Raw genomic sequence first — 17515 nt, 5'->3', positions numbered from 1 at the left:
CTCGCAAAAGCGACGCTTGCACAGCGGGTATTTCTCCGCAAGGTAAGTTCAAAACCAGATGCGATCAGCAGGGAGATTCGCCATGAAAACCGCCATCACAGAAATGTTCGGCATTGAGCATCCGATTATCCAGGGCGGCATGCACTATGTCGGTTTTGCCGAAATGGCGGCGGCAGTTTCCAATGCTGGTGGGCTTGGCATCATCACCGCGCTGACGCAAAAGACCCCGGCTGATCTCACGAATGAGATCGCGCGGTGCAAGGATATGACCGACAAGCCTATTGGCGTGAATGTGACGTTCCTGCCGACCGTGAATGCGCCCGATTACCCGGCGATTATCAAGGCGATTATTGAAGGCGGCGTTACCGTGGTGGAGACCGCAGGTAACAATCCAGTGCAAGTGCTGCCCTATCTAAAAGATGCCGGGATCAAAGTGATCCACAAATGCACTGCGGTGCGGCACGCCTTGAAAGCGCAAAGCATCGGCTGCGACGCAGTCTCTGTCGACGGGTTCGAATGCGGCGGCCACCCGGGTGAAGACGATATCCCGAACTTCATCCTGTTGCCACGCGCAGCGGACGAGCTGGAAATTCCGTTCGTTTCCTCGGGCGGTATGGCAGACGGGCGCAGCCTTGTTGCATCGCTCGCATTGGGTGCGCAGGGCATGAATATGGGCACGCGCTTTATCGCGACCAAGGAAGCGCCGGTGCATGAGAATGTGAAAGCGGCGATCGTCGCAGCGTCTGAGCTAGACACGCGGTTGGTCATGCGCCCGCTTCGCAATACCGAACGCGTAATGACTAATGATGCGGTGGAAGAACTGCTGCGGATCGAGAAGGAAAAGGGCGCCGATCTCAAGTTCGAAGACATCATCGAACAAGTCGCTGGCGTATATCCGCGCATCATGATGGAAGGCGATATGGACGCAGGCGCATGGTCTTGCGGCATGGTCGCGGGCCTCATCAATGATATCCCTACCTGCAAGGAATTGATCGACGGGATCATGCAGCAGGCGGAGGATATCCTAGCGCGGATGAATGGCTACGCGGCTGCAGGCTGACGGGCTTCCACGCATATTCGCTGGACCCGGCAGAGAGCAGGACGAAGCGCGATCAGTCAGCTGCCTTCCGCAGCAGCGTTTGTTTCCACCCTGGTGTAGGGCACAAATTCGCTGAGGAAAATCACACCGGAGAACATCTGGCTGCCGCGATCAATCGTTGTGACAGTGTCGGTCTTGCACAGTTGCGAACCGCTGAAGCGGCGTATGACCATAGTGTCGCGATCATCGATGTCTGAGGGACGAGAGGTGCGATTGACGTAGATCGTCTTTCCTCCACCATACACAATCGCGGTGTCATCAATGACCCGCACTCGGTCATTCGGGGGCGTTCGGATGCATGATGCCGGTTCGCCCGCTACACGGCCTTCGAGAAGTTTTGCCAGCTCCTTCTCGCCTTTGGTTTGCTCGGTTTGCTCTTCATCAGCCCGTTCCCCGTCTTGCGCCAATGTCGGCGCAGCGAGCAAGGCAAGCGAAGCAGCGTAAAGCAATGCAGGTCGGAACAGTTTAGTCATGGCTTCTCTCCTAAGGCGCGAGTCTCCCATCAGGACTTTGTAAGCTATCAGCCCCTGATGAACCCGCGATGAGTCGCGCGAAGCGCAAGACTATTGGGGACTTGCCCCCTCCGAGATGTCGGGTAGCTGCGAATGGTCAGCACCATCGGCCGGTCCGCCCTTCAAAACAAACTGCCTGTCACAATAGCCGCAATCGACATATCCATGCTCGTCAATCTCGAGATAAATCTTCGGATGGCCGAGTGCAGCAGGGCGATAGTTGGCGCCTCCGCGAATGGCGCTTGCTCCGTCACAGCTGACGCGCTTGGTCTCGACAGTGATCACTTCTGGTGTGTCTATGTTCATGGTCCTTGCCGATAATGTGGAACTGTCAGATTCGCAACGGTGCACCTCACCCCTTTGCAGACTCGGCATAAGGTCTTAGGGCGCTTATCCGATGACTATACCACCAGCCATTTCGATCCGCGATATCAAGAAAACCTATGCCGGGGCCAAAGGCCAACCTGGCAAGGAAGCATTGAAAGGCGTGAGCTTTGATGTACCCGAAGGCGAGATTTTCGGCCTGCTGGGCCCCAATGGTGCGGGCAAGTCGACCCTGATCAACATTCTGGCGGGCCTGGTCAACAAGACCAGTGGCAGCGCGGAGATCTGGGGCTTTGATATTGACGAACAGCGCCGCAATGCCAGCCGTTCGATCGGGATCGTCCCGCAGGAAATCGTGTTCGATCCTTTCTTTACGCCGTTTGAAGTGCTGGAAAACCAGGGCGGTTTCTATGGTATCACGAAGGCACTGCGCCGCAGCGAGGAATTGCTCGAAGCGGTACGCCTTTCGGACAAGCGCGACGCCTATGCGCGCACGCTCTCTGGCGGGATGAAGCGGCGGTTGATGGTGGCTAAAGCGATGGTGCATTCGCCGCCGATCTTGGTACTCGATGAGCCGACCGCGGGCGTCGATGTCGAGTTGCGCAAGCAGCTGTGGGATCTTGTCACGCAGTTGAACAATGACGGCGTGACGATCGTCCTGACGACACACTACCTCGAAGAGGCTGAAGAGCTGTGTGACCAGATCGCGATCATTAATCATGGCGAGCTGATCGCGAAGAAGCCGACGCGCGAATTGATCGAGATGGCGCGCGAGAAGATTGTAAAGGTCACTGTTGACCGTGATCTGGCCGGCCCGATCATGGAGCCGGGCTTCACAAAGGCAGAGCTGATCGATCCGCGTGTGCTTGAGATCACATATGACCGTGATCAGGCCAGCGCCGGGCAAGTTCTCCTGAAGATACAGGAGCACGGCTACACAATCGAAGACGTGACAACGCGCGAGCCGGACCTTGAGGATGTGTTTGTCCAATTGACGAGTTCTGACACATGAATGCGGTCAAGCACGATGTCCTGATTATCGGTTCCGGCGCCGCCGGGCTCACTGCCGCATTGGCGCTGGCTGAAACAAAAAAAGTGCTGGTGCTAGCCAAGGGTTCGCTCACCGGGGGCAGCACGGCCTGGGCGCAGGGTGGCATCGCGGCCGTTCTCGATGCAGGAGACACGTTCGAAAACCACATCCGTGACACTATGGTGGCGGGCGCCGGCCTCAACCGCCGCGAAACGGTCGAGTTCGTGATCGAGAATGCGCCGCAATCGATTCAAAGGCTGGTCGAGCTGGGCGTGCCTTTTAACAGCGAAGGCGAAGATCTGCACCTGACGCGCGAAGGCGGGCACAGTCATCGCCGGATTGTACATGTCAATGATGCTACAGGCTGGGCCGTTCAATCCGCTTTGCTCAAGGCAGCAGAGGCCAACCCCAATATCACCATGCTGCCCGGGCGCAGCTGTATCGACCTGATTACAGGGCGCAATGCAGAGCGATTCTCTGGCGGCGGCCGGGTGTGGGGCGCCTATGCGCTGAATGAAGCGACCGGCGAGGTCGAGAAACATGTCGCCAAGGCAACCGTGCTAGCGGCGGGTGGCGCTGGGCGCTGTTACCTGTTCTCTACCGCTCCGCGCGGTGCCACGGGGGACGGGATCGCAATGGCTTGGCGTGCTGGATGCCGTGTTTCCAATATGGAGATGATGCAGTTTCACCCGACGTGCCTGTACAACCTCGAGGTCAAGAATTTCCTCATCACAGAGGCGGTGCGCGGAGAGGGTGGGCATTTGTTGCACCCGGAAACAGGACATCGCTTCATGGCGGATTACGATCCGGAGCGGATGGAGTTGGCCCCGCGCGATGTGGTGGCGCGTGCGATCGATGACCAGATCAAGCGCGATGGCCTCGACTATGTCCATCTGGATATCAGCCACCAGCCGCCCGAATTCGTGCGTGAGCATTTCCCGACAATCTATGACAAGCTGATGGGCCTTGGCATCGATATGACCAAGCAGCCTATCCCGGTTGTGCCGGCGCAGCACTATACTTGTGGCGGTGTGCTGGTTGGGCTGGATGCGCGTACCGATTTGCCGGGCCTGTGGGCGGCTGGCGAATGCACGGAAAGCGGCTTGCACGGCGCGAACCGTCTTGCATCCAACTCTTTGCTCGAGTGCTTCGTTTTCGGCGAAGCCGCAGCGAAGGATATACTGGGAAACTGGGATGCTCTCGATACTCCGCCTGCGATCAAGGAATGGGACGCGACCCGTGTTTCGGATTCGGACGAGCAGGTTGTTATCAAGCAGAACTGGACTGAGATCCGCCGCTTCATGTGGAACTATGTCGGTATTGTCCGCACCACAAAGCGGCTGGAGCGTGCGGCCAACCGGATCCGGATGCTGCAGGACGAGGTTGAGGATTATTACGGCAGCTTTGTCGTGACGACCGATCTGATCGAACTGCGTAACCTGTTGAAAGCGGCTGAACTTATTGTCACCAGCGCGTTGCGGCGGCATGAGAGCCGCGGCCTCCACTACACGCTCGACTATCCCGCGACGCTCGACGAAGCGCGCGATACAGTGCTGGTGCCCTGAGCATTTTCCCGCTGATCGAAGCCGATATGCCGTTCATCGGATGGTCTTGCTATCGATCTGAAATGCGCAGTCGCTCGCCGAACATCGATTGAGAATTCGGCTGCAGACGTCATTTTCATAAACAGGAAGCGAGGTTCGCAAACCCCCGCAATATCCCGAGCGGCCTTGCTTCCTGATCGACCAATTCAACCGCGGCACGAGTGTTGGGACTGTGCTCGCTGGCCTTGGTCAAACGGCCGATCATCCATGCGAATTTTATTGAGGATGATCTAATGAAAACTCTTACGACAACCACACTCGCTGCCGCGTTGAGTATCGCGGCATTCTCCCCCGCAATTGCTAGCGAGCAAGGCACCATTGTCGTCGAATCCGAAAGCGCGATGCAGGAATGGCAACAAGATGTCGGCAGATCGCTCGATCGCCGCCTGGCCACCGCGACCAAGCAAACACGCACCGATCCGGTGAGCAGCATTGTGCAGCTTCGTTTCACTTTGGATGCATCGGGCAAGGCTCATGACATTGAAGTACTAAACGGTTCCGGTGACATTTGCACGGATCTGGTTGCCAAGCGCGCCGTAAGCGGCCTGTCGCAACTGACCGAAGCGCCGGTCGCCGATGCCTCGTCGCAAACGTTCCAGGCGAACATCATCTTTGCTGACGATGAGGTGACTTACAGCAAGCTCGCCAAGGCCCTGGCGAAATCGGAAAAAGTCCGCATGGCTTAGGCTGACAGCGAACGCGGGGTCATCAGCTTCGGGCTTTAATCGGGTTCTGCTTCGGACCCGAAATTTAGGGGCCCACGGGTTCCTTGACGCGAGCGGCAGGCCTTCACGGGTCTGCCGCTTTGGTTTGCGTGGATGATTGTTTGAACACTTGCGCAGGTCGCCGCGCTGCGACACAAGCACGATCAAACAATCAGGGAGCCCCACTAATGCCTCAAGTCACCGCCAACGGCATCACCCTCGAATACGATACGCATGGCGATCCCGACAATCCGCCGATGCTGTTGGTGATGGGTTTGGGCGCGCAGATGACATTGTGGCCTATCGAGTTGGTTCAGGCGCTGGCGGACCGCGGATTTTACGTGATCCGCTATGACAATCGCGACATTGGCCTAAGCCAGAAATTCGAAGGCGAGAAAGTGCCCGGTGTGATGTGGCATGTGATCCGCACCCGTTTCGGTTTTCCGCCCAGAGTCCCTTACACACTTTCAGATATGGCGGCGGATGGAGTGGGCGTACTGGACGCGCTCGGCATCGATAAAGCCCATGTGGTCGGCGCGTCTATGGGCGGAATGATCGGCCAGCTGATGGCGGTCGAACACGGCCACCGTTTGCTTAGCTTTACGTCGATCTTCTCAACCACAGGCAATCCGAAACTACCTCAGGCAGACAAGGCCGCGATCGAGCCGCTCGCCAATCCGCCAGAATCGATGGATGAGCATGTGCTGGTCGAACACGGCATCAAAATCTCTAACGCCATCGGCAGCCCGGGCTATCGCCCTGACCCGGAATCTCAGCGCCAGCGCGTGATCGAAAGCGTTCGCCGGTCGGTCTATCCGGCTGGCCTGCACCGCCAGATGGCCGCCATCATCAATGATGGTGACCGGACCCAGCGCCTGAAATCAGTGACCACGCCAACGCTGGTTTTGCATGGCGAAGATGATCCGCTTGTCAAGGTCGAGGGTGGCCGAGCGACAGCCGATGCGATCCCGGGCGCCAGGATTAAGACCTACCCCGGGTGGGGCCATGATCTGCCGCAAGAGCTGGTCGAAACGATAGCGGATGATGTCGCAGAACATACCAAAAGAGCGTGATGGCGGCCGCCTGAAACCTTACCAAAAGCTTGCCAAATTGCTCCGGGAATCCGTTAGGATTTGAGTAGGTTATTTCGGGCCTTCGCCCAATCTGCATGATTCATGTGGCTTTTATCCATAAATTGGATAAATTGGCCGTCATATGGACGTCATCGCCGCTTATCGCATTTTTGTCCGGCTGGCCGAGCGGGGCAGCTTCAGCGCGGTCGCGCGCGAGCTTCAGCAGAGCCAGCCAACTGTCAGCCGGCGCTTGGCAGAGCTGGAGGATTACCTCGGCTCCAAGCTGATCAGCCGAACCACGCGCTCGCTTTCGCTGACGGATGAGGGGCAGGAATTTCTGGCCAAGGCGCGTGAGATTTTACGGCTGGTCGATGATGCCGAACAATCGGTGGGCGCGCGCGCCCAAGCGCTCTCGGGCCGATTGCGAATCTTCGCGCCTGTATCATTGGGCCGGGTCGTGCTGGCACCGCTGTTGTGCCGCTTTCTTGAAAAGCATCCCGATATCGAGGCCGATCTTCTTTTGTCTGACCAGCCGGTTGATCTGGTTGAAAGCGGGATCGATGTCGCGCTATCCGTCGGGTTCCCGCGCCGCCGCAGCGATCGTGCGCGCAAGCTTGGCGATGTCCCGTTGGTGTTATGCGGCTCGCCCGAGCTGATCCGAGACCACGGCACACCGCGCCGCATTGACCAGATCTCAAACTTGCCAGCGGTGGTCTTTATCGGGCCGGACATGGTGCATGATAATTGGCGGCTGGAACGGGGGGCAGAGATCCGCGAGATCGTGCCGGACGCCCGGCTGCGCAGCGATAGCTCGGAGGCGGTGCTTGCCGCTTTGGTGGAAAGTGCCGGGATTGGCCTGGTGCCACTATGGCTGGTGCAGGACGCGATCAAGCAGGGAAAGTTGTGGCGGCTGCTGCCACAATGGACTGGCGGCGTTCTGCCGATCCATCTCGCCTATCCTGAAAGCCGCACGCCCAATGCGCGCGCGCGTGCATTTATCGATGCGCTGACCAAATCGCTCAAGGGCGACAAGCTGTTTGTGTGAAGCCAGATCGGGGCAGTGCATTTATCGCGTTCCAATGGCTTCGCTTGATTCAAAAATTGCGCATCCCGATTCGAATGATTCACAAGTCCCCTATACCCGTTTTGCCCGCAAAAATTTTTTCCCAGATTCATTTTAGGGGTTGCGCGTTCAAAGACCCTAGGATTTCCCGCGCGTCGCGGTGTCACGCGCGGGTAACACACTGGATAAATCCAGTCAGTTTGCATGTTAAATCCGCATTTACCCTCTTGCGTGAAACCGCGCTCTGATTCAGTATCTAGTGGTTCCAAACCTGGGGACACCTACAAGAGCTAGTTATTCGCTCCGGAAACACTATTTCCGAAGGCGGGGGGGGATTCGGGTCTTTCGGGTCGTGCAATCGAGAGGAACTGTGGGGAAAAAGGGGAAAACTAAATCCCCCAAAGCCCTGCGAAATTGGTAGGTGGGATGCTTCCCGCCGAATCGAACACAAGCGGAACATCGCTCAACGTAGTGAGCGGGAACCGCATGAGGGTAAAACAACGCGATTAGGGGCGGGGCAGAGAATGGATTTTCGGACTGGCGACGAGGCAGCAATGGGACTGGATCAGGACGCGGACAACGCCGTGGATACAGAAACCAAGAGCAAGGCAAAGGCCTCGACCTCCGGCAAGGCAGATAAGGCCAAAAAGGCAGTGGCAATTGAAAGCGAAGACAAGGGTACAGACGCGCTGGTCGCGGAGAAGGCGGGCGAAGTGCTGGCTGGCGCCATGGCAGCTGTGGCGAGCAATGCGGCAGGCGATATTGACAGCAAGAAGGTCAATGATCGCCGCTTCACAATCGTCACAGACGATGCACGCGACGCGAACCTGACCGAATTCGGCAAGGAGACTTTGACCGATCGCTACCTCCTGCCCGGAGAAAGCTATCAGGATCTGTTTGCGCGCGTTGCAGATGCTTACGCCGATGATCAGGAGCACGCTCAGCGTCTCTATGACTATATTTCGAATTTGTGGTTCATGCCGGCGACGCCAGTGCTGTCGAATGGCGGCACCACACGCGGTCTGCCGATCAGCTGTTATCTGAACTCTGTCAGCGACAGTCTGGATGGCATCGTTGGCACCTGGAACGAGAATGTATGGCTCGCGTCCAAGGGCGGCGGCATCGGCACCTATTGGGGCCACGTGCGCGGCATTGGTGAGCCGGTTGGCCTCAACGGCAAGACCAGCGGCATCATTCCTTTCGTGCGTGTGATGGATTCGCTGACCCTTGCGATTTCGCAAGGCTCGCTACGGCGCGGCTCGGCCGCTTGCTATCTGGATGTATCGCATCCGGAGATCGAAGAATTTCTCGAGATCCGTAAACCCTCCGGTGACTTCAACCGCAAAGCGCTGAACCTGCACCACGGCGTGCTGCTGACCGATGAATTCATGGTAGCTGTGCGCGATGGCGCAGAGTTCGATCTGAAGTCACCGCGCGATGGCAGCGTTCGCGCCACAGTCGATGCGCGCTCGTTGTTCCAGAAGCTGGTCGAGACACGTCTTGCAACTGGCGAGCCTTACATCGTGTTCTCTGACACAGTGAACCGCATGATGCCCAAGCATCATCGCGAATTGGGCCTCAAGGTTTCAACGTCGAACCTGTGTTCGGAAATCACGCTGCCAACCGGTATCGATCACTTGGGCAATGACCGCACGGCGGTATGCTGCCTTTCGTCACTCAACCTTGAAAAGTGGGAAGAGTGGGAAGGCAACAAGACCTTCATCGAGGACGTAATGCGTTTTCTCGACAATGTCCTGCAGGACTATATCGACCGCGCCCCTGACGAGATGGCGCGCGCGAAATATTCGGCCGAGCGGGAACGTTCGGTTGGCCTTGGCGTGATGGGCTTCCACTCTTTCCTCCAGTCCAAGAACATCGGTTTCGAAAGCCCGATGGCGAAAGTGTGGAACCTGAAGATGTTCAAGCATATTCAGGGCAAGGCATCAGAAGCCAGCATGCTGCTGGCGCAGGAACGCGGCGCGTGTCCGGATGCGGAAGAAATGGGCGCGATGGAGCGTTTCAGCTGCAAGATGGCGATCGCACCGACCGCGTCTATCAGCATCATCTGCGGCGGCACCAGCGCATGTATCGAGCCGATCCCGGCGAATATCTATACGCACAAAACCCTGTCGGGCAGCTTCATCGTGAAGAACCCCTATCTCGAGAAAGTCCTGCGCGAGAAGAGCAAGGATTCGGTCGCCGTATGGAACTCGATTCTTGAGAAGGGCGGCAGCGTTCAGCATCTCGATTTCCTCAGCGTGGAAGAAAAGGCGACCTTCAGGACCAGCTTCGAAATCGATCAGCGCTGGCTGCTGGAATTCGCCGCCGATCGCGCGCCTTATGTTGATCAGGCGCAGTCGCTGAACCTGTTCATTCCGGCCGATGTCGAGAAATGGGATCTGATGCAGCTGCACTTCCAGGCGTGGGAGAAGGGCATCAAGTCGCTGTACTATCTCCGTTCGAAGTCGGTTCAGCGCGCTGGCTTTGCTGGCGGCGTGGAAGCGGACAACACCTCGCACGCGCAGAAGATCGAACTGAAAGCTGAACTTGGCGAGCAGCAGACCGATTACGAGGAATGCCTAGCCTGTCAGTAGTTCTTTCTTGACCGTTCAGAATTCAAGCCCCCACAAGCAATGCTTGCGGGGGCTTCTTCCTACCCCTCATCCTCGCGGCAGTCGCGATCATCGATCTGATGGCATTCCGCATGAGGCTGGCGCGCGGCGAGATCAGCGAAAGCCTGTTCAATCTGCTCGCGCTGGTGTCAGTTTCGCATCCCCCGCTTGCCTATATTATTCTGACCGTTATCGTACCGGGTGCCGGCGCGGTTCAGATGTTCTGACTGCGCCCCGGTATTGAGGGGAGAAGCAGTTGGACCCGTTCTGGATCGGCGTTGTCGGCACAATCATCGCATTAGTGATCATGGGAAAAGCCGTGCAAACCATACGCGGGCAGCAAAAGGGCCGCGGCATGATGATGATGTACGCCATTATGGCCGTCATGATGATTAGCGTGATCTGGTTCATCATCCTGCGGCTCATGCCCGCCGCATAAGAGCAATCGATATGACCAAAACCTCGAGAATTGTCACAGCCTGCATGATCGCTCTTCTGGTGTCTGCATGTGCTAGCCAGATCGACGAAGGTGTCATGCGCGAAGGCGGTTCGCCAGGCTTCTTGTGGGGACTATGGCACGGCTTTGTTTTCCCGTTTGCCTGGATCGGTTCGTTGTTCGATCCCGATATCGCGGTTTATGCCGTGCCCAATAATGGCGGCTGGTACGACTTTGGCTTTTTCATTGGCGTAACGGTACTGGGTGGCGGCAGCTGGTTTAGCTCGAAGAAGAGATCCAAATAATATCGGCCAATAGCCGCTGAGGGGAATGCGATGATCGGATTGTTGGGACTCATCGCGGGCCTTGGCCTGCTGATCTGGCTGGCGCTGCGCGATGTGAACATCATCTTTGCTTCGATACTCTGTGCACTGGTGGTGATAGTGACTAATGCGCTCCCGGTCGCGGACAGCATAACCGATGGCTACCTCTCCGGAAATCTGGGCGCGTTCACCTTTGCCGGGCGGTTCTTCCTGCTGTTTGCTGCGGGCGCTGTATTCGGTAAGATCATGGGCGAAAGTCACGCGGCGACATCGATCGCCATGGCGATGGTGCGTGCGCTGGGTGCGCATCGTGCGCTGTGGATCGCAGTGCTGGCTTGCGCCCTCCTGACCTATGGCGGCGTGGTCGTATTCGTGGTGATCTTTGCAATGTATCCGCTTGGCCTCCGGTTGATGAAAGAAGCGGACATTCCCAAGCGATTGCTTTGCGGTGCGCTCGCACTGGGTGCGGGCACGTTCACCTTGACCGCGTTTCCCGGCACGCCATCAATCCACAATGTGATCCCCACATTGAAGCTGGGCACCGATCTATTTGCAGCTCCGCTGCTGGGCATTTTCGGAGGCGCGCTCATGTTCTTGCTGGGCATGGCCTATCTCGAGCGGGAGCGGGTCAAGGCTCGCGCGAATGGCGAAGGGTTTGAAGCCGGTCCGCGAGATGTCATTCCGGATCTGAACGATATCGCCCATGACATGCCTCCTTGGCCGCTGGCCATCTTCCCGCTGTCGCTGGTGATTGCGACAATTCTTGCGCCGCGCCTGCTGGGCGGGGCTGAAAGCGACAACGCCGTCATCGCCTTTGCTAATGCCCAGCCTGTGATCTGGCCCAGCTTTGCACTGGTTCTGGCCAGCCTTGTTGCGCTGGTGCTGTTTCCAGCGGCGCGGCGTGCACCCATGCGCCTGCTGGGTGATGGCACGCAAGATTCGATCATGCCGCTAATGGCGACCAGCGCAGTTATCGGTTTCGGCGGCGTCGTGGCACAAACTGGCGGATTTGCGCTTTTTACAGAAACTGTGCTCGGCCTCGATCTGCCGCCGATGATGTCGATGTTCGCCGCTGCCAGCACCGTGTCTGGGATCACCGGCTCATCTTCGGGTGGATTGCAGATTTTCATGGCGACACTGGCTGATGATTTTCTAGCGCTCGGAATCGCGCCTGAAGAATTGCACCGGCTGGCGGCAATGGCAAGCGGCGGGCTCGACTCGCTGCCCCATTGCGGTGCGGTGATCGCGATGCTGACCATCACGCAATTGACCCACAAGCAGGCTTACAAGGATGTGGGCGTGGTGACAGTGGTGGTGCCGATCGTCGCCACTCTTGCAACCATTTTACTGGCCTTGGCCGTCTGAGTAACACGGTCAGGCGCGGCGACGTTCCCCCTGCAGTAAGTCTGAAAATCATCGTCGAACTGGCCGGGCACTGCAAACCAGCCCCACATCAGTGTGAGTGCACTGATTACCAGACCTACGATCAACTGGAACCGCAGTAGGGTAAATTCGTCTTTGCGAGTGCGATACGCTTGCGCTTCTTTCAGCTGCGCCGACCACGAATCGAAATCGACCTTGCTTCTAAGAGCCGTGTCAATTTCTTCGCGCAATGCAAAGGTGTGTGGTGATGCTTTGCGTGCGATGCCAATTTCTTACCGTCAGACCCATTAAACATCTCCTAAAGCCCCGAAAATGCAGGATTTCTGGAGTTTTCTATGGTTAGCATGAGGCTCCAAACCGCGAGTAGTGGTTAACACGAATATAAGGATTGCGAATCAGTGTCTCATTTCGGTTTCCGTTCGCCCGATACCTCGGCTCGCACCGCACCTTGCTTCAGATGCAACGCACGCCATTGCACAGCCTGCAACTCGCCGCATTTCGACTCAAAAAAAGCACGTTCTATCCCCAGCAGATACGTGCCTCTTGCTATCGACTTGCGCAGATGATTCCCTATACGGGTCATTCGCACTATTTCATCGGAGAACACCACATGTCGTTGCTCGAAGCTCGTAAGACCTACAAGCCCTTTGAATATCCATGGGCTTACGAGTTCTGGAAACGCCAGCAACAGATCCACTGGATGCCGGAAGAAGTACCGCTGGGCGAAGACTGTCGTGACTGGGCGCAGAAGATCACCGAGCATGAGCGCAATCTGCTCACGCAGATCTTCCGCTTCTTCACACAGGCCGATGTCGAGGTGCAGGATTGCTACCACGACAAATACGGCCGCGTGTTCAAGCCGACCGAAATCAAGATGATGCTGACGGCGTTCTCCAATATGGAAACAGTGCATATCGCGGCCTATTCGCATCTGCTCGACACGATCGGCATGCCTGAAAGCGAATACAGCGCCTTCCTCGAGTATGAGGAAATGGCTGACAAGCACAATTACATGCAGCAATTCGGCGTTGACACGGACGAGGATATTGCCCGCACGCTTGCGATGTTTGGCGGCTTTACTGAAGGCATGCAGCTATTCGCGAGCTTCGCCATGCTGATGAACTTCCCGCGCTTCAACAAGATGAAGGGCATGGGGCAGATCGTCAGCTGGTCGATCCGCGATGAAAGCCTGCATTGCGAAGGCATCATCCGCATGTTCCACGAATTCGTGAAGGAACGCGATTGCTACACCAAGGCGGTGAAAGAAGACATTATCGACATCTGCCAGAAGTCGGTGCGTCTAGAAGACAACTTCATCGATCTCGCCTTTGAAATGGGCCCGGTTAGCGGGATGACCGCGAAGGAAATCAAGAAGTACATCCGCTATATTGCGGACTGGCGCCTGGGCCAGCTGGGCCTGCAGCCGATCTATATGGTGGAGGATCACCCGCTGCCGTGGCTCGCCCCGCTGATCAACGGCGTGGAGCATGCAAACTTCTTCGAAACCCGCGCAACCGAATATTCGAAGGGTGCAACGAAAGGCAATTGGCAGGACGTGTGGTCAAACTTCGACAAGCGCCAGAAGGCAAAAGCCACGAACGACGAAGAGTCAGTCGATAACGGCCCCGATATGTTCGAAGGTGCCGAAGGGATGCAAGCGGCGGAGTGAAGGAAAGGCCGGGCGCGGCACGAAAGTCCGAACAGAAATGTGTTGAACATTCGAATGCCAGTGCAGTTGGAAATTGTGTCGCGGTCTTGTCAGGGGCGGGGCTATTTCGGTTCATCTAACACCCACCTAGCGACAACTGTGAATACCTACCGTGCGCGCATCGAAAATACGGTTCGTGAACGCTCTAGCACTACTTATGGCGCATGGGCGATCCGCATAAGCTGAACACATCGAATCCGAGAGAGCTAAGCGAAACCGAATGGTTTGAAGGCGGTTTGCTCTTTTCGCCTGCCCGAAAGGTGATCGACAGTGCTGGTGCCAGCGTAGCATGTGCCGGGGTTGGCGTCGCAATCAATCTGGCGGGCTAGCGAGATGCCTTAGCATTTGTCGGGCTTACCATCGCTTTTAAAGCTGACGTCAGAAACAGCGACTTGGGTTGCTTCTCCAGCCACGATGGTCGCGTATGCGCTAGTGTCAGCATTTTTAGCTGCTGGTGAACGTGCCGCAGCAAGACCAGCGGCCATAGCGACTGCAAAGCCACCTTTGATCTGTTGGGTTTTCGTGGTATCATTCCTTTGGATCTTCAAGTCACGATATCCCGAAACGGGACAGACATCTGGCAATTCGCCAGCCCCTTATGAAAAGTTACTGGCTATGATCATGCTTTGCACTTTTTCTGCAAACAGCTAAGCGCAAAGCTAGGTCACCCAAGCGAATTTCAGGGTAGGAGAAGCGCGATGAGCGCGAGTAGCGATTCCAACATGCTGGCAAAGGCGGAAGTGCTGATCGAAGCGCTGCCCTATTTTCAGCGTTATGCCGGCCGTACCTTCGTGGTGAAGTATGGCGGGCACGCGATGGGCGATCCGGAGGCTGCGCGTGATTTCGCAGAGGATATCGTCTTGCTCAGGGCAGTCGGCATCAATCCTGTGGTGGTGCACGGCGGCGGACCCCAAATCGGCGCGATGCTCGCGAAGCTAGGCGTTGAATCCACATTCGTCGACGGCTTGAGGGTCACTGACAAGGCGACTGCCGAGGTAGCTGAAATGGTCTTGTCCGGCGCGATCAACAAAAAATTGGTTGGCTGGCTGGCCAGCGCTGGCGGCAAAGCAATTGGAATTTCCGGCAAGGACGGCAATCTTGTTCGCGCGAAAAAGGTGGAACGGACCACCCGCGATCCCGATAGCAATATCGAGCGGGCGGTGGATTTGGGTTTTGTCGGAGAGCCCGAGCATGTCGATACCTCAATTATCGACACCGCTGTTGCATCGGGCATGATCCCGGTGATCGCGCCTATCGCGGCCGATGCTGAAGGCAATACCTATAACATCAATGCGGACACCATGGCCGGCGCGATTGCATCGGCGCTGGGCGCAGCGCGGTTGTTGCTGCTGACCGATGTAGCGGGCGTGCTCGACAAAGGCGGCGCCTTGCTGACCGATTTGTCGCCGGCTGACATCGCCAGCCTCAAGGAGGACGGCACAATCTTCGGCGGGATGATTCCGAAGCTGGAAACCTGCGTGTCAGCGGTAAAAGCTGGTTGTGAAGCGGCGGTCGTTCTCGACGGACGCGTTCCGCATGCAATGTTGCTCGAATTCTTCACAGCGCGCGGTGCGGGCACACTGGTGCGCGCCTGAGCAATCGGCTAGCTGGGCAAGATACCGGGATAATGGGCTGGAAACACTGGCCGTAGGCGTATTACTTGTGTAACACGCATTGCGGGACGCAAACAACGGAAAGACGATAGATGCTTGTCATTTACGAGATACTTTCGATCCTCACTTCAGCACTGATCATGCTGATCATCATACAGTTTATCATCGGGTTGCTGTTTGCCTTCAATGTAGTGAATGCGTCGAACGATTTTCTGATGGCATTCTACAATTCGATCCAACGCTTGCTGGATCCGGTGCTGCGCCCGATCCGCAATGTCTTGCCGCAAACAGGTGCGATTGATTTCTCTCCGCTGGTTCTGATCATAGGGATGCAGATCCTGATGGTGGTCGTGCGCAGCGCGGTTTAGGTGCCAACTCTATGAGCGCGACAAGGATTGACGGAAAAGCCTTCGCTGCGAACTTGCGGGAGCGTGTGGGGGTGATGGCAGCCGAATTTGAAGCCGCGGCTGGCTACAAGGCCGGACTTGCAGTTGTGCTGGTCGGTGATGACCCCGCAAGCCAGGTTTATGTTGGCAGCAAGGGCAAGGCTACGCTCGCCTCCAATATGGCGAGTTTCGAGCATCGTCTGCCTGATGACACGAGTGAGGCAGACTTGCTCGTGCTGGTCGAACAGCTCAACAATGATCCGGCCGTCGATGGCATTCTGGTGCAATTGCCGCTGCCCGATCATCTGGACGAGCAAGCCATCATCTCCGCAATCAGCCCTGACAAAGATGTCGATGGCTTCCATGTGATCAACGCAGGCCGATTGTCGGTCGGGCAGAAAGGGTTTGTCCCTTGCACGCCGCTTGGCTGTATCATGCTGCTGACAGACAGATTGGGTGATCTGTCAGGCCTTGAGGCGGTTGTCATTGGCCGCTCCAACATTGTCGGAAAGCCGATGGCGCAGCTGTTGCTCGATGCTAATGCGACAGTGACGATAGCGCACAGTCGGACCAAGGATCTGCCCGCTGTCGTACGCCGCGCAGATATCGTTGTGGCTGCGGTAGGCAGAGCAGAAATGGTCAAGGCCCAATGGCTCAAACCCGGTGCGACGGTGATCGATGTCGGGATCAATCGACTGCCACCAGAACCGGGTAAGGAAAAGGGCAGGCTTGTCGGGGACGTCGATTTTGGCGGTGCGAGCGAAGTTGCGAGTGCGATCACCCCGGTACCCGGCGGCGTCGGTCCAATGACAATTGCTGTGTTGCTGAGGAACACGCTCGTTGCGGCTTACCGCAACGCGGGCCTCGATGTGCCGGAATCGCTATGAAAATTGCCGCAGCCCTGATGCTCGCACTCACATTGAGTGCTTGTGCTGGAAACCAACCGCGCGGACCGCGCCCGGACGTGATTGACCGCGCCTTGCGGGGTGCGCCAGGCGAAGCGCAACCGAGCAAGGTCGTTGCAAGAGAGCTCGAATATGCACGCGCGGCCAAGGAACTCGGCCAATACACAGCTGCGGGCCAGTTTGCGGCGCCCGGCGCTGTCTATCACGGGCGCAATGGCCCGGTTTCGGCCGCAGCAATGCTTGGTACCCTGGGCGGTGATCCGGAAACCAGCGTAGCCTGGGGACCGAAGGCGGTTGTAATCAGCTGCGATGCGACACTGGCGGTCAGCCAAGGCCGCTATCAAGAACCGCAGGGTATCGTTGGCAACTATGTGACCGTATGGGAGCGTGGCCCAGAACGCGAATACCTCTGGATCTACGGTGTGGATGGCCCGGATGTTCCCCAGCCTGCCAATCGCGAAATCGAGGATCTGGAAAAAGGCGCGATCATCGTGACTGCTATCGATTCAGTGCAAGGCATGATCGCTGATTGCCCGAAACGCGGTGAGGCTGTTCCGGCCCCGCTAGCGGTGTTGCTGGCTGAAGACAACCCTGGAGGCGGCGGCATGTCACCCGATGGCACCTTGCGTTGGCGCTGGGAGCACAAAGCTGATGGCACCAAGCATATTATGGCCGAGTATCTCTATCAGGGAGAGTGGCAAACCGCGATTGAAGAAGAGCTGACATCGCCAGCTGAGTAA

The 17515-nt window shown here is 57.1% G+C and carries 20 protein-coding genes; 17 read left to right on the top strand and 3 right to left on the bottom strand.

All coding sequences use genetic code 11. The features are described from left to right. The first annotated feature begins 82 nt into the window (after positions 1 to 82). Entirely contained in the window at positions 83 to 1060 is a 978-nt protein-coding gene (locus QZ487_RS01345) for a nitronate monooxygenase family protein (protein ID WP_285975989.1), read from the top strand. Between the two features lie 56 nt (positions 1061 to 1116). Here QZ487_RS01345 and QZ487_RS01340 read toward each other — a convergent pair whose 3' ends face one another. Then, positions 1117 to 1572 (bottom strand): hypothetical protein, encoded by a 456-nt coding sequence (locus QZ487_RS01340; RefSeq protein WP_296023002.1) that lies wholly within the window; start codon positions 1570 to 1572, stop codon positions 1117 to 1119. A gap of 90 nt (positions 1573 to 1662) precedes the next feature. Next, positions 1663 to 1917: a zinc-finger domain-containing protein gene (locus tag QZ487_RS01335; protein ID WP_285975987.1), complete on the bottom strand. Its 255-nt coding sequence runs from the start codon at positions 1915 to 1917 to the stop codon at positions 1663 to 1665. A 91-nt stretch (positions 1918 to 2008) separates the two neighbouring features. Here QZ487_RS01335 and QZ487_RS01330 point away from each other — a divergent pair, with 91 nt between their 5' ends. The 12 genes from QZ487_RS01330 to QZ487_RS01275 all read left to right on the top strand — a co-directional run bounded on the left by QZ487_RS01330 (position 2009) and on the right by QZ487_RS01275 (position 14200). Further along, entirely contained in the window at positions 2009 to 2947 is a 939-nt protein-coding gene (locus QZ487_RS01330) for an ABC transporter ATP-binding protein (protein WP_285975986.1), read from the top strand. Beyond that, complete coding sequence (nadB, locus tag QZ487_RS01325) at positions 2944 to 4530, top strand: L-aspartate oxidase (protein WP_285975985.1); 1587 nt, start codon at positions 2944 to 2946, stop codon at positions 4528 to 4530. Before QZ487_RS01330 ends, nadB begins: the two co-directional genes overlap by 4 nt. A 272-nt stretch (positions 4531 to 4802) precedes the next feature. Continuing rightward, on the top strand, positions 4803 to 5255 hold the full coding sequence (locus QZ487_RS01320) for a hypothetical protein (RefSeq protein ID WP_296023000.1): 453 nt from the start codon (positions 4803 to 4805) through the stop codon (positions 5253 to 5255). A 206-nt stretch (positions 5256 to 5461) separates the two neighbouring features. Beyond that, the gene (locus tag QZ487_RS01315) at positions 5462 to 6346 is read left to right on the top strand and encodes an alpha/beta fold hydrolase (protein WP_285975983.1); all 885 of its coding nucleotides are present in this window, start codon (positions 5462 to 5464) and stop codon (positions 6344 to 6346) included. A 142-nt stretch (positions 6347 to 6488) separates the two neighbouring features. Then, the gene (locus tag QZ487_RS01310) at positions 6489 to 7391 is read left to right on the top strand and encodes a LysR family transcriptional regulator (RefSeq protein WP_285975982.1); all 903 of its coding nucleotides are present in this window, start codon (positions 6489 to 6491) and stop codon (positions 7389 to 7391) included. Between the two features lie 542 nt (positions 7392 to 7933). Beyond that, a complete protein-coding gene (locus tag QZ487_RS01305; protein WP_296022999.1) occupies positions 7934 to 10003 on the top strand; it encodes a ribonucleoside-diphosphate reductase subunit alpha in 2070 nt (689 codons plus the stop codon). Positions 10004 to 10101: 98 nt separating this feature from the next. Further along, on the top strand, positions 10102 to 10248 hold the full coding sequence (locus QZ487_RS01300) for a hypothetical protein (RefSeq protein ID WP_285975980.1): 147 nt from the start codon (positions 10102 to 10104) through the stop codon (positions 10246 to 10248). A gap of 29 nt (positions 10249 to 10277) precedes the next feature. After that, positions 10278 to 10460 carry a hypothetical protein gene (locus tag QZ487_RS01295; protein ID WP_285975979.1) on the top strand — a complete coding sequence of 61 codons (183 nt, stop codon included), beginning with the start codon at positions 10278 to 10280 and terminating at the stop codon, positions 10458 to 10460. Between the two features lie 11 nt (positions 10461 to 10471). Beyond that, the gene (locus tag QZ487_RS01290; protein ID WP_285975978.1) at positions 10472 to 10762 is read left to right on the top strand and encodes a hypothetical protein; all 291 of its coding nucleotides are present in this window, start codon (positions 10472 to 10474) and stop codon (positions 10760 to 10762) included. A gap of 30 nt (positions 10763 to 10792) precedes the next feature. Continuing rightward, positions 10793 to 12145 carry a GntP family permease gene (locus tag QZ487_RS01285; protein ID WP_285975977.1) on the top strand — a complete coding sequence of 451 codons (1353 nt, stop codon included), beginning with the start codon at positions 10793 to 10795 and terminating at the stop codon, positions 12143 to 12145. 628 nt (positions 12146 to 12773) lie between these two features. Continuing rightward, positions 12774 to 13832 carry a ribonucleotide-diphosphate reductase subunit beta gene (locus QZ487_RS01280; RefSeq protein WP_285975976.1) on the top strand — a complete coding sequence of 353 codons (1059 nt, stop codon included), beginning with the start codon at positions 12774 to 12776 and terminating at the stop codon, positions 13830 to 13832. A 203-nt stretch (positions 13833 to 14035) separates the two neighbouring features. Next, positions 14036 to 14200, top strand: coding sequence for a hypothetical protein (locus QZ487_RS01275; RefSeq protein ID WP_296022997.1), 165 nt, complete (start codon positions 14036 to 14038; stop codon positions 14198 to 14200). 9 nt (positions 14201 to 14209) lie between these two features. On the opposite strand, the gene QZ487_RS01270 is transcribed toward QZ487_RS01275, so the two are convergent. Next, positions 14210 to 14419 carry a hypothetical protein gene (locus QZ487_RS01270; protein WP_285975974.1) on the bottom strand — a complete coding sequence of 70 codons (210 nt, stop codon included), beginning with the start codon at positions 14417 to 14419 and terminating at the stop codon, positions 14210 to 14212. Between the two features lie 150 nt (positions 14420 to 14569). Between QZ487_RS01270 and argB the strand changes: the two genes are divergently transcribed. From argB to QZ487_RS01250, 4 genes are all read left to right on the top strand, one after another. After that, complete coding sequence (gene argB / locus QZ487_RS01265) at positions 14570 to 15466, top strand: acetylglutamate kinase (RefSeq protein WP_285975973.1); 897 nt, start codon at positions 14570 to 14572, stop codon at positions 15464 to 15466. Positions 15467 to 15576: 110 nt separating this feature from the next. After that, entirely contained in the window at positions 15577 to 15852 is a 276-nt protein-coding gene (locus QZ487_RS01260) for a YggT family protein (protein WP_285975972.1), read from the top strand. A gap of 11 nt (positions 15853 to 15863) precedes the next feature. Beyond that, a complete protein-coding gene (gene folD, locus QZ487_RS01255; protein WP_296022996.1) occupies positions 15864 to 16757 on the top strand; it encodes a bifunctional methylenetetrahydrofolate dehydrogenase/methenyltetrahydrofolate cyclohydrolase FolD in 894 nt (297 codons plus the stop codon). Next, positions 16754 to 17515 (top strand): hypothetical protein, encoded by a 762-nt coding sequence (locus QZ487_RS01250; protein ID WP_296022995.1) that lies wholly within the window; start codon positions 16754 to 16756, stop codon positions 17513 to 17515. Before folD ends, QZ487_RS01250 begins: the two co-directional genes overlap by 4 nt.

This window comes from uncultured Altererythrobacter sp., assembly GCF_913057185.1.
In the GTDB taxonomy this organism is placed as follows: Bacteria; Pseudomonadota; Alphaproteobacteria; order Sphingomonadales; family Sphingomonadaceae; genus Erythrobacter; species Erythrobacter rubellus.
Note: the sequence above shows the minus strand (reverse complement) of the source record. Positions and strands in the feature narration are given on the sequence as shown.